General features: G+C 61.6%; 21 protein-coding genes. 11 read left to right on the top strand and 10 right to left on the bottom strand.

All coding sequences use genetic code 11. The features are described from left to right. Positions 1 to 400: 400 nt before the first annotated feature. The 5 genes from I6F37_RS23565 to I6F37_RS23585 are packed head-to-tail and all read right to left on the bottom strand — an operon-like array spanning position 401 to position 4,366. Positions 401 to 1,168 (bottom strand): ABC transporter permease, encoded by a 768-nt coding sequence (locus I6F37_RS23565; RefSeq protein WP_035997163.1) that lies wholly within the window; start codon positions 1,166 to 1,168, stop codon positions 401 to 403. Next, positions 1,165 to 1,929: an ABC transporter permease gene (locus tag I6F37_RS23570; protein WP_035997166.1), complete on the bottom strand. Its 765-nt coding sequence runs from the start codon at positions 1,927 to 1,929 to the stop codon at positions 1,165 to 1,167. Before I6F37_RS23570 ends, I6F37_RS23565 begins: the two co-directional genes overlap by 4 nt. Further along, positions 1,926 to 2,732 (bottom strand): ABC transporter ATP-binding protein, encoded by an 807-nt coding sequence (locus I6F37_RS23575; RefSeq protein ID WP_035997169.1) that lies wholly within the window; start codon positions 2,730 to 2,732, stop codon positions 1,926 to 1,928. Before I6F37_RS23575 ends, I6F37_RS23570 begins: the two co-directional genes overlap by 4 nt. Next, complete coding sequence (locus tag I6F37_RS23580) at positions 2,729 to 3,433, bottom strand: GntR family transcriptional regulator (protein WP_035997172.1); 705 nt, start codon at positions 3,431 to 3,433, stop codon at positions 2,729 to 2,731. Before I6F37_RS23580 ends, I6F37_RS23575 begins: the two co-directional genes overlap by 4 nt. A gap of 12 nt (positions 3,434 to 3,445) precedes the next feature. Next, positions 3,446 to 4,366: an ABC transporter substrate-binding protein gene (locus I6F37_RS23585; protein WP_249795350.1), complete on the bottom strand. Its 921-nt coding sequence runs from the start codon at positions 4,364 to 4,366 to the stop codon at positions 3,446 to 3,448. 112 nt (positions 4,367 to 4,478) lie between these two features. On the opposite strand from I6F37_RS23585, the gene I6F37_RS23590 reads away from it, so the two are divergent. The 7 genes from I6F37_RS23590 to I6F37_RS23620 all read left to right on the top strand — a co-directional run bounded on the left by I6F37_RS23590 (position 4,479) and on the right by I6F37_RS23620 (position 13,671). After that, positions 4,479 to 5,480 (top strand): fumarylacetoacetate hydrolase family protein, encoded by a 1,002-nt coding sequence (locus I6F37_RS23590; protein ID WP_035997178.1) that lies wholly within the window; start codon positions 4,479 to 4,481, stop codon positions 5,478 to 5,480. 46 nt (positions 5,481 to 5,526) lie between these two features. Continuing rightward, a complete protein-coding gene (locus I6F37_RS23595; protein ID WP_035997181.1) occupies positions 5,527 to 6,303 on the top strand; it encodes a cyclase family protein in 777 nt (258 codons plus the stop codon). Positions 6,304 to 6,512: 209 nt separating this feature from the next. Beyond that, entirely contained in the window at positions 6,513 to 8,417 is a 1,905-nt protein-coding gene (locus I6F37_RS45965; protein ID WP_157783948.1) for an HAD hydrolase family protein, read from the top strand. A gap of 49 nt (positions 8,418 to 8,466) precedes the next feature. Then, the gene (locus I6F37_RS23605; RefSeq protein ID WP_225152839.1) at positions 8,467 to 9,543 is read left to right on the top strand and encodes a hypothetical protein; all 1,077 of its coding nucleotides are present in this window, start codon (positions 8,467 to 8,469) and stop codon (positions 9,541 to 9,543) included. Next, positions 9,544 to 11,451 (top strand): hypothetical protein, encoded by a 1,908-nt coding sequence (locus I6F37_RS23610; protein ID WP_157783949.1) that lies wholly within the window; start codon positions 9,544 to 9,546, stop codon positions 11,449 to 11,451. Next, the gene (locus I6F37_RS23615) at positions 11,444 to 12,580 is read left to right on the top strand and encodes a hypothetical protein (RefSeq protein ID WP_157783950.1); all 1,137 of its coding nucleotides are present in this window, start codon (positions 11,444 to 11,446) and stop codon (positions 12,578 to 12,580) included. Before I6F37_RS23610 ends, I6F37_RS23615 begins: the two co-directional genes overlap by 8 nt. Further along, positions 12,577 to 13,671 (top strand): PfkB family carbohydrate kinase, encoded by a 1,095-nt coding sequence (locus I6F37_RS23620; protein WP_035997193.1) that lies wholly within the window; start codon positions 12,577 to 12,579, stop codon positions 13,669 to 13,671. The genes I6F37_RS23615 and I6F37_RS23620 overlap by 4 nt, the downstream gene beginning before the upstream one ends. 240 nt (positions 13,672 to 13,911) lie before the next feature. Here I6F37_RS23620 and I6F37_RS23625 read toward each other — a convergent pair whose 3' ends face one another. Beyond that, positions 13,912 to 14,448: a RidA family protein gene (locus I6F37_RS23625; protein WP_225140841.1), complete on the bottom strand. Its 537-nt coding sequence runs from the start codon at positions 14,446 to 14,448 to the stop codon at positions 13,912 to 13,914. Positions 14,449 to 14,963: 515 nt separating this feature from the next. Here I6F37_RS23625 and I6F37_RS23630 point away from each other — a divergent pair. Next, positions 14,964 to 16,577: an acyl-CoA synthetase gene (locus I6F37_RS23630; protein ID WP_035997197.1), complete on the top strand. Its 1,614-nt coding sequence runs from the start codon at positions 14,964 to 14,966 to the stop codon at positions 16,575 to 16,577. A 35-nt stretch (positions 16,578 to 16,612) separates the two neighbouring features. Here I6F37_RS23630 and I6F37_RS23635 read toward each other — a convergent pair whose 3' ends face one another. Both I6F37_RS23635 and I6F37_RS23640 read right to left on the bottom strand, forming a co-directional pair. Beyond that, entirely contained in the window at positions 16,613 to 17,563 is a 951-nt protein-coding gene (locus I6F37_RS23635; RefSeq protein WP_035997200.1) for an AraC family transcriptional regulator, read from the bottom strand. Positions 17,564 to 17,760: 197 nt separating this feature from the next. Next, positions 17,761 to 18,960: an MFS transporter gene (locus I6F37_RS23640; protein ID WP_035997203.1), complete on the bottom strand. Its 1,200-nt coding sequence runs from the start codon at positions 18,958 to 18,960 to the stop codon at positions 17,761 to 17,763. A gap of 179 nt (positions 18,961 to 19,139) precedes the next feature. Here I6F37_RS23640 and I6F37_RS23645 point away from each other — a divergent pair, with 179 nt between their 5' ends. The 3 genes from I6F37_RS23645 (at position 19,140) to I6F37_RS23655 (ending at position 22,069) form a co-directional block, all read left to right on the top strand. Further along, positions 19,140 to 19,943: an MBL fold metallo-hydrolase gene (locus tag I6F37_RS23645; protein ID WP_035997206.1), complete on the top strand. Its 804-nt coding sequence runs from the start codon at positions 19,140 to 19,142 to the stop codon at positions 19,941 to 19,943. Between the two features lie 146 nt (positions 19,944 to 20,089). Then, positions 20,090 to 21,106, top strand: coding sequence for an alpha/beta fold hydrolase (locus tag I6F37_RS23650; RefSeq protein ID WP_035997209.1), 1,017 nt, complete (start codon positions 20,090 to 20,092; stop codon positions 21,104 to 21,106). A 15-nt stretch (positions 21,107 to 21,121) separates the two neighbouring features. Continuing rightward, the gene (locus I6F37_RS23655) at positions 21,122 to 22,069 is read left to right on the top strand and encodes a fatty acid desaturase (RefSeq protein ID WP_035997212.1); all 948 of its coding nucleotides are present in this window, start codon (positions 21,122 to 21,124) and stop codon (positions 22,067 to 22,069) included. A 56-nt stretch (positions 22,070 to 22,125) separates the two neighbouring features. Here I6F37_RS23655 and I6F37_RS23660 read toward each other — a convergent pair whose 3' ends face one another. After that, entirely contained in the window at positions 22,126 to 22,374 is a 249-nt protein-coding gene (locus I6F37_RS23660; RefSeq protein ID WP_035997328.1) for a hypothetical protein, read from the bottom strand. 137 nt (positions 22,375 to 22,511) lie between these two features. Next, on the bottom strand, positions 22,512 to 23,492 hold the full coding sequence (locus I6F37_RS23665; protein ID WP_225152841.1) for a YafY family protein: 981 nt from the start codon (positions 23,490 to 23,492) through the stop codon (positions 22,512 to 22,514). Positions 23,493 to 23,564: the final 72 nt, after the last annotated feature.

The raw sequence follows: 23,564 nt of genomic DNA on the forward strand, positions 1-23,564 counted from the left end.
AAATCTTCCCGGCCAGTTAGAATCTGAAAGCCTCAGCCCGGGCCAGGTCGGCACGCCATGCCGCGTAAAACCTGGTCGCAGTTGACCCCGTAAAGTCCGAGTAGCGCGTGTTCGGATATCAAGCAGTGCAATCACTAAGATCGTGCGACGAATGCCCACTTTCAGTCGGATAAGCCCAGTGGTGCGACCAGTAAGTCATTGATTGTTCTCACCCCGGGGCTGTCTCTTAATCAGCGGCCCGGTCCGAATCAGTTATGCAGCAAGCTTAGGAATCTCCTGTTCAATCAATCGCAACAATCGGGTGTTGCGCCTCCCCGCAACCAAATTCGGATTGACCGGATCCGAGACGACAACGGCCCGCTTGATGCGGGCCGTTTTTGTTTTGGCGATGGGATCCGCGCTACCTCGCCGCGGTCCGCCAGGCGAGTAGCCGCTGCTCGACCAGTGACATCGCAATCGACGTCAAATATCCGGTCGCGCCGAGCAGGATGACGCCGGCGAAGAGGTCGGCGGACCGGAACGCGCGTGCCGAGAGCAGCACCCAGTGACCAAGGCCGTCGAGGCCGGCCAGGATCTCGCAGACCACCGAGAGGATCAGCGCGACGGTCAGGCTGAGCCGCATGCCCGCGAGGATATCCGGCAATGCCGAGGGCAGGGCGATCTTGGCGATGATTGCGGTGCGCGACATCTGCAGCGAGCGGGCGACCTCATAGAGCCGCGGCTCGACTGCGGCAAAGCCGTGAACGGTTGCGAGGATGATCGGCCAGATCGCGCCGAAGGCGATCACGAACAGCGCCATGCCTTGCGTCAGCCCGAGCATCGCGATTGCGACCGGGATGATCGCCGAGACCGGCAGGGGCCTTAAGAATTCCAGCGACGGCGCGACATAGGCGCGCATCATCCGGGACGAACCGATCAGCGCGCCAAGCGCAATGCCGGCGATCGAGGCGGCGAACCAGCCATAGGCCATGTGCTCCAGCGTGCCGATGAGCTTGCCCGCGAGATCGCCGCTGGAAAAGCCGCGCACCAAAGCGGCCCAGGCGCGGTCCGGACCGGGCAGGAACACCGGCGACACTAGCTTCAGATTGGCGACGAGTTGCCACGCCGCGATGAAGCCGGCTGCGACGAGGGCGCTTGCCAAACGCCAGAGGATCGCGGTGCGCTTCATGGATTGTCTCCGGCGAGCGCGGCGCGGCCGAACAGACGGCGCTGGGCGGCGATCAACAGCATGTTCAGCGCGTAGCCGATCGCGCCGATCCAGACGAGATAGGCGAGCATCAGGTCGGCGCGCAGGGCCTGCTGTGCCAGCATGATGCCGGCACCCAAGCCGATCGGGTTGATGGCGATCTCGACGGTGACCGCGACGATCAGGGCGATCCCGGCCGACAGGCGGAAGGCGACAAAGATCCGCGGCAGTGCGGCCGGGATCACGATCTTCGCGATCCGTTGCGGCGCGCTCAGCCGCAAGGCCCGCGACACTTCCATCAATCGCGGCTCGATGCTGCGCACTGCGCTGCGCGTCATGATCAGCATCGGCCAGACGCAGGCGAACGCCACGATCACGATCTCCATGCGATAGCCAAAGCCGAGCGCGATCAACGCAATCGGCAGCAGCGCAATTGAGGGAATCGGGCGGATCGCCTCGACCGTCACCTCCATTAGCCGATCGAGAGGACGCGAAATGCCGAAGGCGATGCCGAGCGCAAGCCCGATGGCGCTGCCGATGGCCAGACCCGCAAAGGCGGCGAACAGCGTGTCGCGGGTCGCGACCGGGATCGAGAGATCGGCGAGCGCCGTGGCCAGCGCCGCGAGGATTGCGCTCGGCGGCGCCAGGCTGTCGCTTTGCAGATGGGTGAGGCGCGCCCAGAGCTCAAACGCCAGCACCAGCGCCAGCGGCAGCAGCAAGGGCTTGGTGCGATCGAGGCTCAATGCTCGGTCGCCTTGATGAAGTCGAACAATTGCCGGCGCAGCCGCAGGAATTCCGGATGCTCGCGGGTGGCGAGCTGGTCGCGCGGACGCGGCAGGTCGACGTCGAGCTCGATCCCGATCCGGCCCGGATGCGGCAAGAGGCCGATGACGCGGTCGCCGAGATAGATCGCCTCGTCGAGATCGTGGGTCACGAAGATCACGGTGGTCTCGCTCGCCTGCGTCAGCGACAGGACCTCGTCCTGCAAGCCCTGCCGCGTCATCGCATCCAGCGCGCCGAACGGCTCGTCCATCAGCAGGGTGGTCGGCTCCTGCGCAAGGCAGCGCGCGATCTGCAGGCGCTGCTGCATGCCCCCGGACATTTCGGCCGGATATTTGTCGGCATGGCCGGGCAGTCCGACCTTGCGCAGCAGCGCCTCGATGCGCGCGCCGCGTTCGCGCGCCGGCACACGCGAGGCTTCCAGCGCCAGCGAGATGTTTCCGGCCGCGGTTCGCCACGGCAACAGCGCCTTGCCGTAATCCTGGAACACGATCGCGACCTCACGCCGCGGCTCGGTGATCTCTTCGCCCTCAAACGTCACCGCGCCGCTCGTGGGGCGATAGAGACCTGCGGCGAGCCGCAGCGCCGTGGTCTTGCCGCAGCCGGAGGCGCCGACGATGCAGAGGAATTCGCCCGGCCGCACCTGAAGATCGAGATTCTCGATGATGGTCTTGCCGCCGAGCCGCAGCGTCGCGGCATTGAACGCGATCAGCGGTTTCTGCCGCCGCGCGGCGCGCGCCTCAATGAGCCTTGCAACGACGCTCATGATTGTTCCCCGCTCACCTGCGGATAGACGAAATCGATGGTCGAGTGCAGATGCGCCGCCAGCATTTTTTGCGCGGCGGCCACGTCGCGGGCGAGCACGAGGTCGGCGAGCATCTGGTGACTGCGGATGAATCTCTCGCCGCTGTCGATGGCGCCCATCATCACGCGGCGGTAGCGGTAGGCCTGGTCGTAGAGGTCGGAGTGGGCGGCCAGCATGCGCCGCGAGGCGCAGGCGGCGAGCAGCGCGGTGTGGAAGCCCTTGTGCAGCCGGTCGAACTCCGCCGCGCCCTCGCGGAATTCGTCGCCGGTGCGCTCGATGTGTCGGCGCATCTGATGCAGCGCGCTGATGATGCCGGCCTCCCAGGCAGCATCGCCGTGGAGGATGGCGAGCTTGACCGCCTCGATCTCGACCGCCGTCCGCATGCAGGTGATGTCGGCGAGATCCTCGCGGCTGACCTCGGCGACGCGGAAGCCGCGCTGGCCGATGCCGACGATGAGGCCGCGCGACATCAACCGCGAAAGGCCTTCGCGCAGGGGCGTGGCGCCGATATCGTAACGTTGCACGAGGTCGAGGATGCCCAGCCGCGATCCCGGTGCGAGATCTCCCGCCAGGATGTCCTGCTCGATGAGGTTTGCGGCACGCTCGCTCAAGGTGCCGGCTTCCGTCGGCAGGCGTTCGAGAGTGCGCTCGGGAGCTGGCATCGTCGATATCCCTTAGTTCAGCACCAGTTTCGCCGTGTCGAGCTTCGATTGCAGCATCTTCTGCGACGACATCACCTCGATCCACCAGCTGAGGTTTTGCGGCTTGAGGTTCGGCTCGGACTGGTTCGGCGGCGTCGCCTTGACGAGATCGAGCGGCTGCTTGGTGAACTTGGCGATCGAGGCCGAGGCCTTCTCGCGGTCGCTGTTGACGATCGCGGCGGCCTCCGCGACGGCCTCGCGAAACTTCTTCACGGTGGCCACATTCTTCTCCGCCCAGTCGCGCGATGCGGCATAGAAGATGATCGGATCGGTGCGGCCGAGCTCGGCGCCGTACCGCGCGCCAACCGAGCCGAGCCCCGCATTGCTCATGCGCGTGACGAACGGTTCGGCCGTGAGCACCGCATCAACGCCGCCTGATTTGATGATGTCGGCCATGGTCGGGAAGGTGACCTCGACGAAATTGACGCTTTTGGGATCGACGCCTTTCTCGACCAGCCATTTCACGAAGAGTACGTGCAGGAAGGCGTTCAGGCCGGGCGCGCCGACTTTCTTGCCGATGAAGTCCTTGGGATCCTTGATGGTGATGCCGTTGCGGACGAAGGCCGCGATCGCGGTGTTGGAGGTCGGGTTCATGACCGAGGCGCCGGCGATCGCGACGAGGTCGAGGCCCCCGTCGACGGCCTGGAGGAAGACGGTGGAGGTGGGGCCGCCGACCTGAATCGAGTTCGACAGGATCGCCGCCGGGATGTTGGAGTTGATCGCGATCGGCGTCATCTCGACGTTCAGCCCGTGCTTTCTGAAAATGCCTTCGTCGACCGCGACCATGGCCGAGGCGCAGTCGGAGGTGGCGGTGCAGCCGATCTGGATCTTGGCCTGCGCCAGCGCGGGTGCCGTCAAGCCGGCAGACATCCCGAGCACGAGACCTGCCGACATCGCTGTGATCTGCGTTCGCCTCACTGCGCTCTCCCCACATTATATTTTTCGTTCTTGTTTATCGATATTTTATCTGATCATATATTCGAAACGACGACAAGGGGTCCCCAAGGTGAAGCTCGCAACATTCAAAACGGCCGGTCAGGAGAAGATCGGCGCCGTCCACAGCAATGACAGCCAGGTGTTCGATCTCGCCGCCGCGGCCGCACGGGACGGCGGGGTCGATCCGGCCTTCGGCTCGATGCTGGCGCTGATCGACGCCGGGCCCCGTGCGCTGGATCGGGCCCGGGCCCTGCTCGACAAGCACGGTCAGGACGCGACGCTGTCGGCGGCGGTCAGCGCCGTCGACATCCTCGCGCCGGTGCCGGAGCCCAGGCAAATGCGCGACGGCATGTCGTTTCCCCTGCACATCCTGCAGGCGCCGCGCGGGCAGCTGAAGCTCGCCGCGCGTGCCAAGGGCGACATGGCAGAGTTGGCGCGCATCGACGCCGAGCCGCTCGGCGAATTGCCCGAGGTCTATCGCAAGCAGCCGATCTTCTACATCACCAACCGCTTCAGCGTCCGCGGCACCAACACCACAGTGAAATGGCCGCGCTACAGCAAGGTGATGGACTACGAGCTCGAATTCGGGATCATCACCAAGAACAAGGGCGCGAACATTTCCGCCGCGAAAGCCAAGGATCACATCTTCGGCTACACCATCTTCAATGATTTCTCCGCGCGCGACGCCCAGCGCATCGAGATGGAGGGGCGGCTCGGCCCTGCCAAGGGCAAGAGTTTTGACGGCGGCAACGTGATGGGGCCCTGGATCGTGACGCCGGACGAGATCGGTGATCCCTACAAGCTGAAGATGGAAGCGCGCGTCAACGGCGAGACCCGCTCCAAGGGCATCTCCGAGGGCATGCTGTTTTCGTTCGAGGAGATCATCGCGCACGTCTCCCAGGACGAGACGCTGATGCCCGGTGAATTCATCGGCTCCGGCACGGTCGGCAATGGCTGCGGCCTCGAGCTCGGCTGGTTTCTCGAGCATGGCGATACGATCGAGCTCGAGGTCGAGAAGATCGGCATTCTGAAGAATCGCGTCGAGCGGCAAGAACCTGAGGGGGACGCCTGAAGCGGCGGCCGACGCTGCCAACGAGAACAATCAACGAGGAAGCGCCATGACGACCAAGCTGATCGATATCTCTGTCCCGCTGCAAAATGACGTGCCGGCCGACCCGCCTGGCAATCATCCGACGATCCAGTACATCAATCATCAGCAGGGCCTGCCGCGCATGCTGCAGTTCTTCGATGGACTGAAGGCCGAGGATCTGCCCGATGGCCAGGGCTGGGCGGTGGAGCAGGTCAGCCTCTCCACCCACAACGGCACGCATCTCGATGCGCCCTGGCATTTTCACCCGACCATGAATCGCGGCGAGCGGTCCTGGACGATCGACGAGGTGCCGCTGGAATGGTGTTTTCAATCAGGCGTGAAGCTCGACTTCCGGCACCTGCCGGACGGCTATGTCGCGACGGCCAAGGACGTCGAGGCCGAGCTCAAGCGCATCGGCCACGAGCTGAAGCCGCTCGAGATCGTCGTGGTCAACACCAGCGCCGGCGCCAAATACGGGCGGCAGGACTATGTCACCTCGGGCTGCGGCATGGGCTATGAGGCAACCATGTACCTGCTCGAGCGCGGCGTGCGCCTGACCGGCACCGACGGCTGGAGCTGGGACGCGCCGTTCGTTCACACCGCGAAGAAATATGCCGAGACGAAAGATGCCAGCCTGATCTGGGAAGGCCACAAGGCCGGACGCCATATCGGCTATTGCCATCTCGAGAAGCTGCACAATCTCGAACTGCTGCCGCCAACCGGCTTCAAGGTGTCATGCTTCCCCGTCAAGATCGAGCGAGCCTCGGCGGGCTGGACGCGAGCGGTCGCGATTTTGGAGGGGTAGGTTGTCGAGGCCCGCGTTGGGCGACATCAGTTATGGTGATAGTCCAGGACTGTCATCGTATTTCGCACCCGATCGCTTGTTCTCTTTTTGTTCCTGTGATAATCTGGCGCTTTCCGTCTTCTCGGTGGGGCTTCCCCGCCGTAACCTGATGGGCTCTACGAGCAGTTCGTGGAGGGAATTTCTGTTTGCCCTTAAAGGCCGAGGCTTTAGTGACGCAGCGCTATATCAAGGAGTTAGCCAATCTTCCCGACGTGTATGAGGCCGCCAACAGACTTGATCCCGGTCCATTAAAAGTAGCGATCGAAAGTTGTGCTGCAAAACCGGCCGTGATGCTTGGTTCAGGTGGTTCTTTTTCCGTCGCATCATTCGCGGCCTACATTCACCAGTTTACAACCGGTCGCTTGGCCTCGCCCTCGACTCCGCTCGATTACATGACCCTGTCTCTCCGCGATGCCGCGGTAATGTGTTTCACGGCAAGCGGACGTAACAAGGATATTTGTGCGGCTTTCGATGAGGCCGCGCAGCGCGAAGCAAAACCCTTGATTGGTCTTGTCATGCGAGACCACTCTCCGCTTCACGAGTTATCGGAGCGCTATCGGTACAGCAGAGTAGTTTCTGCCCCCTCAGAGCTTTTCGAAGACGGCTTTCTGGCCGTTGCGTCTCTTCTCGGTTCTTCAATTTTGCTTCTAAGAGCCTATCGGCTGCTGATTGGAGACACTGCGGCTCTTCCCTCGACTTTTGCTTCTTTCATGCAGTGCCGTGTTAGCGTTCCGCTTGATGCGCTTGTTGACCATATGCGTCCAGCCGTTGTTTCCGAGACCACGAGCGTGCTCTGCTCGTCTTCACTCCGCCCGGCAGCTGTGGACATAGAGTCGCGTTTCGTAGAAGCAGCACTTGGAAACGTGCACGCAACTGATCTCCGGAATTTTGGTCACGGCCGTCATCACTGGTTTGCCAAGCGGCCAGATACTACAGGGATTTTGGCACTCATCGGCGATGATCAAGAAGCGCTTGCGACGCGTACTCTGGAACTCATTCCGAACGAAATTTCAAAGGCACGCATCGACTTTAGCGGTCCCCGCGATGAGCAAGCACTTGCCGGCATGGTCGTTAGTTTGCATCTTGCCGCCGCCGCAGGACAGGTCCGGAACATCGATCCTGGGAAGCCGGGCGTACCAGAATTCGGGCGGAAGCTTTATCACCTAGCGCCCGCGCGTCGACGTAAAGCCAAACGTGCAGAGATTACAGATGTGGCGCTCTGGCGAAAGGAAATGGCCGGAGGTTGGAAGACCGCGCACCAGATCGAGGAGTTGCGCGAGCACTGCAAGCGCGGCGTTGAAAGAATCAATCAATGCAAATTTGTAGGCATCGTCTTTGATTACGACGGAACGCTTTGCGAGCCCGACGGACGCTTCCAGCCGTTGTCAACGCCCATTGCAAATGGATTGAATCGGCTTCTTGCGGAGGGAGCAGTCATCGGTATTGCGACCGGGCGCGGTGGATCGGCCGCTGATCGAATCCGGGAGGCAATAGAGAAATCTTATTGGTCGAATGTGATAATTGGATTCTACAACGGCGCTGTTCTTAGAATGCTAGCAGAGGGCCCTCCCACGCCTGGCAATCCGACGGCAGATGTCCTTCGCATCGAGAAATTGCTGCGCTCGTCCCGTCATTTCTCGGCGAGTTCTTTCCGATCCAACGACTGCCAAATCGCAATCTCGCTTCCTACGCTCGAAGAACCCGCGACATCGGTCCGAGTCGCGACCGCTATTGTTGAGCAATCGGGAGTAAAGGCTTCCGTAACTTGCTCAAATCACTCCGTGGACGTCATTTTGGGCGGCGGCGGCAAGACGGCCGTGGTCGAGGCCGTTCGCGCATGTACGCACGCAACCTCCGGGGCTCCGGTCTTGAGGGTCGGCGATAAGGGCCGCTGGCCCGGGAATGATAGCGAACTGCTTGACGATCCGTTCGGCCTGAGTGTCGACGAAGTCAGCGCAAGTACCGAATCTTGCTGGGGATTATCGCCACGCGGCTACCTTGGCGTGCAAGCTACCCTCTATTATCTCGATAGAATCGGTTGGCAGCACGACGCTGGCACCATCCAGCTGGAATAGGTCTCATCGAATGAGGGACGAGCTAGCAGAGGCTCTCCTGGCCAAGGTCATGCATTGGTCGGATGAAGAAAAGGCTCGGGAGCGCCCGATCCTTCAGGACCTTGCGCGCTATAAATATGACGAATATCAGCAGTACGCGCCGGGACGACGATTCATTGAGAGTCTCGCGCTTTGGTTGCGGCAGTTCGAGACCCTTCAAGAACGAAAGGCAGCCTATGAGTTCTTTCGGACTCGTTTGATTTTTGTCTCCAACGCAGAGATACGCCATCTTATTGAGCTAGCATTTCCTGTCGTAATCCGACCCGGTCTCATCACCAAGGCCGCGGTCGCCTCATCGGCGGATCCTCAGCGCTGCAAGCAAGTCGTCGCCAGTCCAGCCTATTCACGAATATTACGCCAGACGCTTTTTCTTGGCCTGAGCGATGGCGCGCGTACCGACGTGTTTCGCCGCTCGCACCCTGAAGTTAGTAATGAGCAGCTTTGGCACGCCTACGATATCTCGGATGAAAAAGCTGCTTCGATGGGAGCCAAGCTCAAGAAGGCGCTCAAATCACAACTGGGCCGGGAGCCTACCGACGACGAGGCGCGCTTTCATACCATTTGCTTGCTCGATGATTTTACGGCTAGCGGAACCTCATACATCCGATTTGAAGAAGGCGCTTGGGACGGTAAGATTCCAAAAATTTTACAGAAGCTCTGCGAAGAAAATAGCTCTCTTAATAAGATTGTGGCGAAAGACAACCTTGACGTTATAGTTTGCATTTATGTCGCTGCTCATCAAGCGATCGAACATATCGAAGCAGAGCTGAAGAAGTACAATTATCCGAAAGGTACAGTGCGCCTGAGCGTGGTGCACGCTCTTCCCAAGGAGGCGCGTCTCGACGCCGATCGGGATCGCGATATCATCGCACTGGCCAACGACGATCGATATTTTGACAAGGAGGTTGACGACGAGCATGCGGAGGTCGGTGGAACCTCCATGCGGTTAGGATATGCAGATTGCCGTCTTCCGTTGATCTTGCCGCACAATGCGCCAAACAATTCAATCTACCTTCTATGGGGCGAATACCGGCAGACATTCACGGGTCTTTTCCCTCGTGTCAGCCGGCACAAGCGCGGAGGTTAGATGCGAAATCCATTCCGCCTACGTGCTTCGAAACGCTCCGTGCATGACGAGCAATTTGTTCGTCTGTTCGCGGCGGGTGCACTTGACCTATTGAACGATGCTGACGAGCCATGGTCAGGTGTTGTGTTCCTACGCAGTGCGCCCGGCGGCGGAAAGACGACGCTTCTTCGCCTGCTGACACCCGGCCCCTTACGCAAAATCTTTCGCATGCAGGATGATCAAGACGTCCGCCCGACGCGAGACGCCTTGGTAAAGGCTGGCGCGCTATCCGCAGACGGTCCGACAATTCTCGGCGTCATGATCGGATTCACAAATGAGTATCGTGATCTCGATGAGGTCGGGAACGGTGGACCGAGATCTACGGCTGTGTTCCGGGCGTTGGTCAACGCGCGGATCGTACTCGCCACCCTTCGCGCTGCTCTAGAGCGATCTGAAAAAACGTATCCAGACGATCTGATACAAATCCGCGCGTCCTGGCAGCCCGTAGATGGAGCAACACTGCCCGCCGTCGCAACGGGGGTCGATCTGCACAAATGGGCGTCTCAAATCGAGGAGAGCGTATTCGAAATCCTCGATGACCTGGGCGGCGAAGACAAGCCTATGCCCAAGGCCGCGTCGGGACTTGAAGCTCTCCAATGGCTTGCAACCGCTCAGCTCACCGATGCGGCGGGGCCGATCCTACAGAAGCGAGTGTTGCTCCTCGATGACCTACAATTTTTAGGTGATGAACAAAGCCAGTGGTTGCGCGAGACGGTCGCGAACGCGCGCCTGCCTTGCGGGATTTGGATTGCTGAACGATTGGAAGCTCTTCCCGCGGAAGACTTGCTCGCCGAGGGAGCGCTCGAAGACCGGGACTACGACGGCGAAATTCGACTGGAGCGGCGCTGGCGGAAGCGTAGTGTCGCTTACGTTAAGTTCGTTGATCAAATCGCGGATCTTCGGGCTCGTGATGCTGATGGTTTTCAAGGTCGTGCCTTTTTCCCGGCCCTCGCCGAGGAGCTTGATGCAGCAGACTGGGATAGCGTCTTTGAAGCCCAGTGTGGCGCGATCGAGCGCCGCTTACTGGCACGGATTGGGCAGCAGCAGCGGTATTCACAATGGTTGGCGCAGCGCCGAACTGTGACTGGAAGTTCTCGTGATCGCGCGTTGAGCTGGCGCGAGCTTGAGATTTTGATTGAACGGGACATTGCCAAGTCCCAGCGCGCCTTTGATTTCGATGCACTTACGGAAGAAGACTTAAGCGATAAGGAAAATACAGCCGTTAGGGCAGCGGCAGAGATTTTCCTATCCAAGGAGGCGAAGGCGCCGATCTACTTCGGGCGGCAAAAACTCGCCATGCTGTCTTCGTCAAACGTTGACCAGTTCGTAGAACTTGCAGGCGATCTTTTTGAAGAACTTGCTGCCAAGACAGCCGTTCGGCGCGGTGCTGACTCTATTCTCAATGCTGAACGCCAGCATCTTATTCTGAAGCGCGCTGCAGAGCGACGTTGGGAAGGAATCCCTCGGCGTGTGCCTAAGGGCTATGAGGCTCGACGCTTTCTTGAGGCTGTTGGCGCGTTTTGCGCGGGTCAGACCTATCGGCCGTCAGCGCCATATCCTCCTGGTGTCACTGGTTTCGGCATTACAATGCAAGATCGCGCTCGCCTCATTGATGGCGGTCGAGAATCCGCAACATTCAGTGAATTGCGTTCGATGTTGGCAGCCCTTGTATCGCAGAACCTTCTTGAGCCAACCCTTGATCACAAGAACAAGGGAGAGAGTCTCATTATTTTCAATCTCAATAGGGTTCTTTGTGCACACTTTGATCTCCCGCTCGGTTATGGCGGATGGCGAAAAAAATCTCTCAAGGAATTGACCGAATGGCTGGCTCGGGGACGCGCGGCAGTAACGGAGAAGTCGCTTGTCTAAAACTACACGGACAATGCGATGGGACCCTTACCAGCTATTTGCGGGGGCTGAGCTCGACGCCTATTGGAAAGGGCGCCTTGGCGATGGCTCGCGCAAACTTCTGTTTGTTGTTGGACGAGGTTTCGACGCCCGCGCGGCGCTGGTTCCTCAGCGTATCCTAGGCCTAGGAAAAGTAACGTCCTTGCACGGGTGGGTTCTTCGGTATCGGAATGGGCAAACGGATACTCCGGAAGCACAAAGCAAGATCGACGCCAACGCGGCTGCTTTTAGGTCGATTTTCGGTGGCCGCTTAACCGAGATTGAAGTTCGAATGCGCGGGGCCGGGAACAGCCACGTCACTTCGCGAAATACTCGTGCAGCAGTCACGCGCCGCGACGAGCTTGCCGGGTATTCAGATGTCATCGTTGACATCAGCGCGATGCCGCGCACCGTCGGCCTGACCGCAATCGCTCAGTTGGTCGCGCTTCTCGACGAGTTAGCTCAAAATGGCGGCCCGTCCGTCAATCTACATGTTGTCGTCGCTGAAAGTGTTGTCTCGGACGGGCGATTGGGTGCAGGAAGCCTGAGCGACACCGTTACGTCGCTTGTCGGCTTCTCGGGCCAACTTACGGCAGAGAGCACAGTCAATCTCCCTCGCGTCTGGTTTCCGGTTCTCGGTGAGGGGCAAAGCGCGCGGCTGGAGCGCATCCGTGCAGAACTCGACCCGGATGAAATCTGTCCGATCTTGCCGTTCCCGAGCCGTGATCCGCGGCGTGGCGATCGTCTTGTCGAGGAATATCGACAGCTGTTATTCGATGACTTCCGCGTGGAGCCAGCAAACATCCTCTATGCGGCTGAGTACAATCCTTTTGAAGCCTACCGACAGATCTATGGAGCGATAACCCGGTACCGCGACTCTCTCAGTGATCTCGGGGGCTGTAAGGTATTTGTGTCACCGCTGTCGAGTAAGCTTCTCTCCATCGGTGCTTTGTTGGCTTGCTACGACCATAAAGCCAATAGTGGTGGTCCAGATAAAGTGAATGTCGGCATTCCCTACGTCGAATCAGTTACCTACGGCGAACCCGGTGATACGGTGGACGCCGGCATAGAAGTTTACTCGCTTTGGATACGTGGAGACTGGGAAAAATGACGCGCATCGATCTGACACTGAAGGCCGCGACCCGTCATCCCGTTTGCGTAGGCGCAGGCTTCGTTGCAGCAGACATCGTTGAGGGGCGCTCAGAGGAGTTCGTCGCCGCTGGAGGGTCATGCGGTAACGTCCTTGCCATTCTGGCGTGGCTCGGCTGGAAGAGTTATCCGGTGGCGCGCCTTGGCAAGGATTGGGCGGCAGGCACCATTCGGAAAGAATTCAAAAGTATTGGGGTCGATAGTCAGTTTCTATCAGACGAGAAGGCTGTTCAGACGCCGATCGTAATCCAGCGGTTCGTTGAGGATAAAAAAGGGAAGCGCGTTCACCGGTTTTCACTCGCATGTCCTGAATGTGGAGGATGGCTTCCGCGCTTTCGCGCCTCCACTCTCCAGCAAGCCGCGGACGTAACGCAGTCCGAGATTGTGCCGAAGGCATTCTACATGGATCGCTTATCGCCGGCGGCAATCAAGGTTGCGGGATGGGCCAAAGAGAAAGGCGCTCTCATCGTTTTCGAGCCTTCTTCAATCGGGGATGAAAAGCAGTTCCAAAAAGCGGTTGATCTCTGTCATGTATTGAAGTTCTCCCACGATCGGCTTGGGCACGTACGCGATCTTCGAGAAGCCCAACGTCCCAAGGTCATTGTGGAAACGCTGGCAGAGGACGGCTTGAGAGTTCGCTGGCGGGGGTACTGGAGTGAATTGCCGGCATTCAAGACACCTCTCTTCGTCGATGGAGCAGGCGCAGGTGACTGGACCAGCGCAGGCCTCATCCACCAAATAGGGGCATCTGGAGCAAAGGTCTTTGATACGCTCCAAAAGCCCAGGCTTTTGTCGGCTCTACGCTTCGGCCAAGGACTTGCCGCTATCAATTGCGGGTACGAGGGGGCGCGCGGGGCAATGATGGCGATGACGCGTGAGCAACTTGCCAAACGATTGCTGGCCCTTGCGAGCCGCGGTTCTGAAGCGAATCTAAATGTGCAGGATCTCCAAGCTCACGAGGCGGATATCCCCACGCGCCTATGTGCAACATGTGCTTCTGATGAAAAAAGCACGAAAAGCTCGAAAGGTTCAAACGCGGCAGAGAGAAACTAAACTTAAACCCGATGTGAGAAATGAACTCGCGAACCAAACGACACTTCGACGACTTGCCTGCGCGGGCTTCAACAGTAACGAATTACGGTGACAGTCCACATATTGGCCCGGGCCCAGAGCTCCAGACAGCGCATCGTGCGAAGGGTAGTGTGCTGCCACCGTAATTCCTTACGGCCAAACGCAATGCTCCTGCCACAGTCCGTTCGGCGCTTACGGTCGAGTATCACCCCGCGCTTGCAATCAGCCGTTTCGCGCCAGGAAAACCGCAGAAGGCTCCACCTCGATGAGGAACTCATCTCTGGCAAGGCTTGGCACTCCAATCCAGGTCGTACACGGCGGATTGTCGCCGAACGCCGCCTTGAGGGCGCTGCTGATGGCTTTGCCTTCGTGGAGGTGACTCTGCTTGATGTAGAGCCGCAACGCACCCACCTGATCGAGTTTCGCACCGACCGATCCCAGCGCAACGCTAAGGTTTTCTAAGCTCTTGCTGAGTTGACGGCCGATGTCGCCAGCGCCAACGACGTTCTGTTCTGCGTCCCAAGCAACCTGGCCGGACACATACACAACGTCGCCAAACGGTGTGGGGACAGTCGCAACCTGCGCAAAGCCGTAGCGCAGACTATCGAAAGTTCCGACAGGAACATGCACCGATCGACTCATGAACGCTTCCCTTGGCCAGAGCGCCAGTCGGCGGCGCCACCAATAGTAGAGCAGAAAGCCAGCAAGCGGCGAAACGCACGCCGGCCGGGTAGGCTCTCTTTTGTCGAAGGCAATCAATTAACTTGATCAAGAGGCGAATGACGGTGACAGTGTTGGACTGCACCAACTCCGACTGTGCATCGGCCAACGTCGGAGAAAGCAAAGCCCTAACGAGCCTCGACCGCAACTCGCTCGCCGGCGAAAGGCGCAGCCAGACCCCGGCCTGTCCGACCTTCTGCGATGATGCCACTATGCTCCTGTTTTGCCCGACGAAGCAAATCACGGGAGACGTCATTCGGAATGGCGGCAACGATCGCGGCCAATTCGCCTCGGCTCGCTTGGGCGAGCCGGACAGGCGAGTCAAACCACGATCCCTCGGCTTTTGGGCTCCTGAAATCCGGCCCGACCCGCACCCAATCCCGCTCCCCACCTAACCCCTTGATTTTGCAACCACCGTCTACTGTGCATGGGGTTGTTTTCGGGAGTTTTGATTTGCCTGCGTGCAATTTGACGTCGCTGACACCGCCGACTACGTTCCGCGAAACGCGAAAGCTCGCAGCCTTTGTGCCAAGCGAAAATTCCACGGGGAAGAAATGACCGGCGACACCGCAGCCACCATCTCGAAAGCGCGCGAGCATTCCATCGGCGATCTCCTGCGCCGCTCCGCAGGCCGTGAGCCGAACAAGCTCGCGGTGAGCTGCGGCGATGTCAGCTGGAGCTTTGCCGAGATGGATGCGATCTGCAACCGGCTCGGCCGCGGCCTGCTCGGCCTCGGCGTTGGCAAGGGCGACCGCCTCGCCGTGCTCTCGCGCAACTCGCACGCCTTTGCTGCGCTACGCTTCGCGGCGGCGCGGATCGGCGCGGTGCTGGTGCCGATCAACTTCATGCTCAATCCGGACGAGATCAATTTCATCCTGAAGAGCTCCGGCGCAAGGCTGCTCGCGACCGGACCCGATTTCGTCGGGCCGGCACGCGCGGCGAGCGCGAAGGATTGCGCGGTCGAGAAGATGATCTGGCTGCCGGGCGAGGATCCGGCCGCGCCGCCTGCAGACCTCACCACCTTCGACGATCTCCTGCATCCCGACGGCTCGTTCCTGGACGCCTCGGTCGACAGCCGCGATCTAGCGCAGATCGTCTACACCTCGGGCACGGAATCGCTGCCCAAGGGCGCGATGCTGACCCATGAAGCCGTGATGTGGCAGTATGTCAGCTGCATCATCGATGGCGGCATGAGCGTGGACGACAAGTTCCTGCACGCTCTGCCGCTCTATCATTGTGCGCAGCTGGATGTGTTCCTGGGTCCGCAGGTCTATCTCGGCGCCTCCGGCGTGATCACGGGCAAGCCGACCGCCGACAACATCCTGGCGCTGATCCAGGCGCACAGGATCACCTCGTTCTTCGCGCCGCCGACGATCTGGATCGCGATGCTGCGCTCGCCGAACTTCGACAAGACTGATCTGTCGACGTTGCAGAAGGGGTATTACGGCGCCTCGATCATGCCGGTGGAGGTGCTGCTCGAACTGCAGCGCCGGCTGCCGGCCGTAAAGTTCTGGAATTTCTACGGCCAGACCGAGATCGCGCCGCTCGCGACCGTGCTGCGGCCGGAGGATCAGCTCCGCAAGGCCGGCTCCGCCGGCAAGCCCGTGCTCAACGTCGAGACGCGCGTCGTCAACACAGCGATGGAGGACGTCAAGGTCGGCGAAGTCGGCGAGATCGTGCATCGCTCGCCGCATCTGCTCTCCGGCTATTACAACGATCCGGTCAAGACCGCAGCGGCATTCACCGGCGGCTGGTTTCATTCCGGCGATCTCGCCACGGTCGACGAGGAAGGCCACATCACCGTGGTCGACCGCGTCAAGGACATGATCAAGACCGGCGGCGAGAACGTCGCCAGCCGCGAGGTCGAGGAGATGGTCTATCGCATCCCGGAGGTCTCCGAAGTCGCGGTCGTCGGCCTGCCCGATCCGCGCTGGATCGAGGCGGTGACCGCCATCGTCGTGGTCAAGACCGGGGCAAAGCTCGACGAAGAAACCGTCATCAGACATTGCGCCGGCCATATGGCCCACTTCAAGGTGCCCAAGCGCGTGATCTTCGTGGACGCCCTGCCGAAGAATCCGAGCGGCAAGCTGCTCAAGCGCGAGCTGCGCCAGCGCTTCGTCGGCGGCGAGACGCTCGACAAGGCGGTGCAGAAGAGCTTTGGGACGTAGCAGGCGCCGTTCCGGCGCCGTCGCGGCGAACTCGCCTATTCGGCCTCGCCAGCCAGCTTCCTGACGTCGTCGGGCGTCGCTCCGAAACGGCGGCGAAACGCGCGATGGAAGTAAGAGACGTCGTGAAATCCGGCGAGGTGCGCGATCTCGATGATCTTGCGGCTGCGCATCGCAGGATTTCGCAGCAGTCGTTCGGCGCGCAGCAATCGTTGCTCCAGCACGAAGCCGCTATAGGTGATGCCGGCCTTCTCGAACAGTAACTGGATCGTGCGCGCGCTGATGCGGTGCGTGGCTGCAAGGTCGGACAGCGACAATGCGGGGCTGTCCAGCTGCGCCAGGATGTCGGACTTGAGCGCTTCGAAGCGCGCCGCCGCAAGGCCGCGCAATCGAGCCTCTTCGGCGGCATCGCCGCGTGCGCCGAGCATCAGGACGGCGAGGTCGAACAGGTGCTGCGAGACCGCGTCGAGCTCCGCCGGCGCGAGCTTGTCCGCGTGCGCATGCGCGAGATCGTAATATCGCAGGAACATCGATGTGATCGGGTTGGCGCCGGAGATCGACCCCGCGATCAGGTCCTCGGCATTCGGGCAGGCGCGCAGCAGGGCCTTTCGCGGCAGCAGCGCGGTCTGGAAATTACCATACGCCAGTTGCGTGATTTGGGCCCCCTTGATCGAGGGATCGCCGATCGTGATGTCGCCGGCGGCGACCTCCAGTGGCCGTTTCCCCATGGCCCCACGCAATGCCGAATTGGGCGACGTCGTGATCACCAACTCGTCGTTCGTTCCCAATGACACGAAGGACATCGGCGTGCCGAACGAGGCCGAGAGTCTGAGGCGGGGAAGAATGGCAGGCGCAATGGTTCGGTGAACGCGCCCTTCACCAACCGGCACGAAATCGACGTTCGCTACCTGACGGCAAAACTGCTCGCGCCATTGTTCATAGGCCGCACCGTTCGGGTCGCCATCGAATGAGAGCTGCGGCTGGGTCATCGATCGCCGGAACGCCTATTGCCGATTCATTGCGGTCCGCACTTTCGTCGGCGCGCCGGGGATGCGGCAACTAGAAATGCGCCAGATTGCGCAAAAAACCACTCGCACCTACGCGCTGAGCCAGCGACGAGGTGCCGCAGCCTCCTTATTGGGCAAATCGAGCACGCTGCGCCGCGACCGCCAGGCGCCGGAGAACCTCAATACTTCTTCACCGCCGCACTGAAGGCCAGCCACAGCGCGATCGACGCCAGGCCAAAGCCGCCGAGCAGCAGGAAGGTCGGCCCATAGCCGATCCATTGCGCGATCCAGCCGCCGAGAGCCGGGCTGAGGCTCGCGCCGACGCCCTGCACGGTGATCACGGCGCCCTGGCCGAGATTGATGCGGCCGGTGCCGTTGAGCGAGCGCGCGACCATGCCGGGGACGGCAACCGTCTGAAGCCCGGTGCCGATGCCGTCGAGCACCTGCATCGGCACGACGCCCCACCATCCCGTGACGAAGAAGGCGAGCACGCCCCGGATGGGCAGGAACATGAAGGAGACCAAGATGATCGGCCAGTAGTTGCGCTTGCTCGCGGCCTTCATCGCGATCAGCGAGGTCACGATCATCACGCCCTGTGCGATCACCACGGTGGTTGCGACGAAGCTCGGGCCGTTGGCCTGTCCCTCGGCGACCGCGGCAAGTCCGTACAGCGGCACGATCGCGGCATTGCCGAGGTGGAACAGCGCGAGGGCGAGAGCAAGCACGAGCAACGCCTTGTGCTTCAGCAGCATCGTCATCGCATCCGGCGGCGCCTTGGAATCGTCCTCCTTGCTGCCGCGCGCGGCGCGATCGTCGATCGCCTTGGCCGGAATCATCAGCACGCAAGCGATCGCGATGGCGCCGAACAGGGCCGCCAGCGCGAACACGGCAAAATAGCCATACTTGTAGCCGAGATAGCCTGAGAGCGCGGCTCCGACCATGTTGCCGGCGTGGTTGTACGCCTGGTTGCGGCCGTTGAGCGCATTGAAGCCCTTCTGCTTGGCGATGCCGAGCGTGATGCCCGTGACGGCCGGCACGATTGCGGCGCTCGCCAGCGATTGCGCCACTTGCGAGAACGTCACCGCCCAGAAGTTTTGCGAGATCAGGATGATTGCGGACGCCGAGACAACGCAGATGCCGGGAATGATCACCCACAGCCGCTTGTTGCGGCTGGAATCGATGAAGCCGCCGATCGGAGTCGTGACCAGCATGCCCGCGACGTTGCCGATCGTCATTGCCGTGCCGATCAGGCCGGTCGCCCAGCCGCGTTCCTGAAGGAAGACCCCGACGAACGGCCCGATGCCCGACTGCATGTCGGCCATGAAGAAATTGAGCGCGAACAGGGGCCAGATGCGAGACGTTGAAGGGCGAGATGTCATCGAGACGCTGAACTTGATGCTGCCGATCGAATCGGATCTCGCATGATGCGGACTCGGCGGGCGGGTGCCCGGGCGGACCAGAACTTAACCTGCTCTCATGGCGTTGGTTCCGGTTGCTCTTGCGATCCGGCGAGTGCGACGTCATGTCTTGCAAGACTGGATCATGATGGATCAGCGCGATGCCCCTCTGGACCTGCGCAACCTGCGGCGCTCAATTCCCGGATAGCGGAAAACCCCCTGCGGCCTGTCCGATCTGCGAGGACGAGCGCCAGTTCGTCGGCTGGGACGGTCAAGCGTTCCTCACGCGCGAGGAGCTCGCGCGCAAGCACCGACTGGTGGGGCGCGACGATCTCGGCCTGACCGGGATCGGCATGGAGCCGAGCTTTGCCATCGGGCAGCGAGCGCTGCTGGTGCCCGACGGCGGCGGCTGCGTAATGTGGGACTGCATTCCACTCGCGAGCGACGAGGCCATCCATCACATCACAGCACTCGGCGGTCTCAAGGCCATCGCGATCTCGCATCCGCATTACTATGGCGCGGTCGCCGACTGGAGCGACAGGTTCGGTGGCGTGCCGGTCTATCTGCACGCCGACGATCGCGCCTTTGTCACGCGGCCTCATCCGGCGATCGTGCACTGGACCGGCGAAAGCCATCGCCTCTCCGGCGACGTGCTGCTGCTGCGCACCGGAGGCCACTTCGCCGGCGCCACCGTGCTGCATTATGCGCGTGGTGCGGACGGCAAGGGCGCGCTGCTCACGGGAGATATCGCGCAGGTGACGATGGACCGGCGCTTCGTCAGCTTCATGTATTCCTATCCGAACTACATGCCGCTCAACGCCGCCGCGGTGCGGCGGATTGCGTCAGCCGTCGAGCCGTTCGCCTTCGACCGGATCTATGGCGCCTGGTGGGGCCGCAACATCGCCAGCGGTGCCAAGGCGGCGTTTGCTGCGTCGGTCGCGCGCTATCTCGCGGCCATCGCCTGAGCCGGGTTGCGGACCGGATTCATCTTGCCGGCGCCGAATAACTGTACTAATAGTACACTATAAGTAAAGCGACGCATCCGGCGAAAGCCGGCATGATCGATGCATCGCGGACGCCGAGAAGGCCTCCGTGAGCGGGAGCTGAGTGCATGACGGCGCAGCGCGACTACGACATCTTCGAGGCTGGCGACGTCACGCTCCAATCCGGGTCCGTGTTTCCCGCGCTGAAGCTCGCCTACAAGACCTACGGCACGCTGAGCCCGGCCAAAGACAACGTCATCCTCTATCCGACCTCGTTCAGCGCCCAGCACACCGACATTGAATGGCTGATCGGGCCCGACGGCGTGCTCGATCCCACGCACTACTTCATCATCATCCCGAACCTGTTCGGCAACGGCCTGTCGTCGTCGCCCTCGAACACGCCCGCGCCTTTCCCGGAAGTGAGCTATCACGATGCCGTCGCGGTCCAGCACCGGCTGCTCACCGAGCGCTTTGGCATCTCGAAGCTTGCGCTGGTCTATGGCTGGTCGATGGGCGGCATGCAGGCCTATCACTGGTCGGCGCTGCATCCGGACATGGTCGAGCGCGCCGCGGTCGTCTGCGGCAGCGCCCGCTGCGCACCCTACAACTACGTCTTCCTTGAAAGCGTGAAGGCCGCGCTCACGGCCGATCCCGCCTTCCGCGATGGCCTTTTCCTCGAAAAACCCGTTGCCGGCTACCGCGCCATGGGACGCGTCTATGCCGGCTGGGCGATGTCGCACGGCTTCTACCGCGACGAGCTCTGGCGCGAGGCCGGCTTCACTTCACTCGAGGATTATCTCGTCCGCGCCTGGGATGCGACCTTCGCGCGGCGCGATGCCAACGATCTTCTGGCGCAGATCGGCATCTGGCAGCGTGGCGACATCAGTCGCTGTGCAGCATTCGCCGGCGATCTCGATCGCGCGCTGGCCGCGATCAAGGCCCACATGCTGCTGATGCCGGGCGCGACCGACCGTTATTTCGACGTGCACGACAACGAGGACGAGCTCGGCAAGCTCGTCAACGCGAGATCGGCGGTGCTGCATCCGATCCCGTCGCTGCATGGCCATCGCGCCGGCAATCCCATCAACAATCCCCGCGACCAGGCCTTCATCAAGGCCGAGATCGCCGAGCTTCTCCGCAAGTAGGGCACGCAACCGACCATGAGCGACGCAACCATTCCGGACGCCGGCCATCGCCTGAAGCCCCTGACGCCCACCACGCTGCGCGAATTGTCGGTTCGCTCCAACATCAGAGGTGCGGTGCAGAGCCTCGGCCATTACAGCGTGATTGTGCTGGTGGGCGTGCTGATCTGGAGGGTTTCGTCGAGCTGGGGCGCGCTCTGGGCGCTGCCGCTGATGGTGGTGCAGGGCTATGTCGTTGCTTTCCTGTTCATGGCGGTGCACGAGACCGCGCACAAGACGGCATTCAGGAGCCGGGGCCTCAATCTCGGCGTCGGCTATCTCTCGGCGTTCATCATCGGGCTGCCTTACGAATATTACTGTCTGTTTCACTGGGACCATCATCGCTTCACGCAGGACCCGGAAAGGGATCCCGAGCTGATCGTTGGCGTGAAGCCGACGTCCGACACCCAGCTTGCGCTCGCCTATAGCGGCCTGCTCCAGGTCGCCGGCCGTCTGCGGCTGATGCTCGGCCACGCGATCACCGGCAAGGTCGTCGTGCCATGGATTCCCGAGAGCAAGCGCAGCACCATCGTTGCCGAGGCGCGCGCCTATGTCGCGCTCTACGCCCTGCTGCTCGCGCTGTCGCTGTGGTTCTCTTCAGCGCTGCTGCTCTGGGTCTGGATCGTGCCGCTCGTGATCGGGCAGTTCTTCCTGCGGCCCTATCTCTACGCCGAGCATACCGGTTGCGACCGCACCCGCAGCGCCTTTCAGAACACCCGCACGACTTACACCGGTGCTATCGTCAAATGGTTCGCGTGGAACATGCCGTATCATGTCGAGCACCACGCTTATCCCTCGATCCCCTTTCACGCCCTGCCGAAGCTGAACGCGATCGTCGACGGCGAGATCGTCCATCGCGGCCGCGGCTACATCAGAACGACGCGCGAGACCTGGGCCTGGTTTCGCCGGCAGCGGCAGGCCGGCTAGCTCAACGCAAAACTCCGGCCGCGATGCGACCGGAGCTTTGTCGTGATATCGAGATATCAGTAGATCCCGTAGGCGCAGACGTTCACGACGCGCACGCGCAGGCCGTGACGGGTCCGGACCAGGCGCTCCTGATAGCAATTGCTGACGCCGGTGTTGAGGTAGATACCGCCAAAGCCCCAGCCGGGACCCCAGTGGTGATGACCATGATGGTGATGGAAGCCGCCGGCCGAGGCCGCGGTGGGGGCGAGAGCGGCAACGCCGAGCGTGCCGGCGGCGATCAGACCAAGTGCAAGCTTACGAAACATCTTCATTCTCCATTCGGCGCTAGGGCCATTGTTGCGTCCCTGCATTTCCGTCGAGACGAGACGCGATCGCGTTCATGGCAAGCGGGAAGAATCGTGTTTCAGGAATGTTTCGTCGGCTGCGGCAGAATGCGCCGCGATCAGGCTTTCTGCGCCGCGCGATACCGCGCGGCCATCGCCTGCGTCAGCTCGGCCATCTTGTCGCGGAGATCAGCAGGCTCCAGGACTTCGGCTTCCGGGCCGAGCCGCAGCAGTTCGGCCGCGGCATGCCACGATGTCTTTCCGACCGGCACGCGCGCAATGCGCCAACCGTCTGCATCGGTTGTCTCCTCGAGCTGTGTGCGTGCCTTGACATAGGGCTGGCTGAGCGCGTCGAGCAGCTTCACGCCGAACGGCGACAGGCGGACGATCGCGACATTGGGGTGCATCTCCGCTTCGAGCCGCAGCGTCGCGGCCCGCCAATGGGCGGCGAGGTCGAAGCCGGCCGGACGATCGAAGCGGTCGCCGAGGGCTGTGCAGTCGAGCACGCGTGCGACGCGATAGGTGCGCACGCTGCCGTCGACTTGTCCTGCGAGATACCAGCTGCCGCCCTTCAGCACGAGGCCGAGCGGCGCGACGCGGCGCTGCTTCTCTGCGCGCCAGCTCTGGTACCGAATCCTGATCAGCGTCCCGCGCAGCACAGCGCCAGCGATGGTGCGCAGGTGCTTCGGGTCTTCCGCTTCACCGAACCAGCCGGGCGCGTCCAGGTGGAAACGCTCCTGCATCCGCCCGGCATCCTCACGCAAATTCGGTGGCAGTGCCGCCATCAGCTTGTTTTGGGCGGCGATCATCGCAGCATCGAGCCCGAGTGCGGCGGCCGGGCCTGGCAATCCCGCCAGGAACAACGCGCCCGCCTCGCTCTGCGACAGCCCGTTCAGCCGCACGCGATAGCCGTCGAGCAGCCGATAGCCGCCTTCCGCGCCGCGGTCGGCATAAACGGGAACGCCGGACGCCGCGAGCGCGTCGATGTCCCGATAGATCGTGCGCACCGACACTTCGCAGGCCTGCGCGAGCTCGGGCGCGGTGACCTGTCCCCTGGCCTGGAGGGTGGTGAGGATCGACAGCATCCGGCTCGCGCGCATGATCCCTTAGACCATACCTGACACAAGATGTCAGGTATGGTCCGCTACAAGCGGCGCCATCGCCAGCCGGCC

It is taken from the genome of Bradyrhizobium sp. NBAIM08 (genome assembly GCF_020193935.1).
Taxonomy (GTDB): Bacteria; Pseudomonadota; Alphaproteobacteria; order Rhizobiales; family Xanthobacteraceae; genus Bradyrhizobium; species Bradyrhizobium yuanmingense.

Coding starts and splice junctions, on each gene's coding strand:
- I6F37_RS23620 (WP_035997193.1), top strand. CDS start 12,577: ATGACGCGCATCGATCTGACACTGAAGGCCGCGACCCGTCATCCCGTT.
- I6F37_RS23630 (WP_035997197.1), top strand. CDS start 14,964: ATGACCGGCGACACCGCAGCCACCATCTCGAAAGCGCGCGAGCATTCC.
- I6F37_RS23640 (WP_035997203.1), bottom strand. CDS start 18,960: ATGACATCTCGCCCTTCAACGTCTCGCATCTGGCCCCTGTTCGCGCTC.
- I6F37_RS23660 (WP_035997328.1), bottom strand. CDS start 22,374: ATGTTTCGTAAGCTTGCACTTGGTCTGATCGCCGCCGGCACGCTCGGC.
- I6F37_RS23665 (WP_225152841.1), bottom strand. CDS start 23,492: ATGCGCGCGAGCCGGATGCTGTCGATCCTCACCACCCTCCAGGCCAGG.
- I6F37_RS23645 (WP_035997206.1), top strand. CDS start 19,140: ATGCCCCTCTGGACCTGCGCAACCTGCGGCGCTCAATTCCCGGATAGC.
- I6F37_RS23575 (WP_035997169.1), bottom strand. CDS start 2,732: ATGAGCGTCGTTGCAAGGCTCATTGAGGCGCGCGCCGCGCGGCGGCAG.
- I6F37_RS23605 (WP_225152839.1), top strand. CDS start 8,467: ATGCATTGGTCGGATGAAGAAAAGGCTCGGGAGCGCCCGATCCTTCAG.
- I6F37_RS23580 (WP_035997172.1), bottom strand. CDS start 3,433: ATGCCAGCTCCCGAGCGCACTCTCGAACGCCTGCCGACGGAAGCCGGC.
- I6F37_RS23595 (WP_035997181.1), top strand. CDS start 5,527: ATGACGACCAAGCTGATCGATATCTCTGTCCCGCTGCAAAATGACGTG.
- I6F37_RS23655 (WP_035997212.1), top strand. CDS start 21,122: ATGAGCGACGCAACCATTCCGGACGCCGGCCATCGCCTGAAGCCCCTG.
- I6F37_RS23650 (WP_035997209.1), top strand. CDS start 20,090: ATGACGGCGCAGCGCGACTACGACATCTTCGAGGCTGGCGACGTCACG.
- I6F37_RS23585 (WP_249795350.1), bottom strand. CDS start 4,366: ATGTCGGCAGGTCTCGTGCTCGGGATGTCTGCCGGCTTGACGGCACCC.
- I6F37_RS23565 (WP_035997163.1), bottom strand. CDS start 1,168: ATGAAGCGCACCGCGATCCTCTGGCGTTTGGCAAGCGCCCTCGTCGCA.
- I6F37_RS23635 (WP_035997200.1), bottom strand. CDS start 17,563: ATGACCCAGCCGCAGCTCTCATTCGATGGCGACCCGAACGGTGCGGCC.
- I6F37_RS23610 (WP_157783949.1), top strand. CDS start 9,544: ATGCGAAATCCATTCCGCCTACGTGCTTCGAAACGCTCCGTGCATGAC.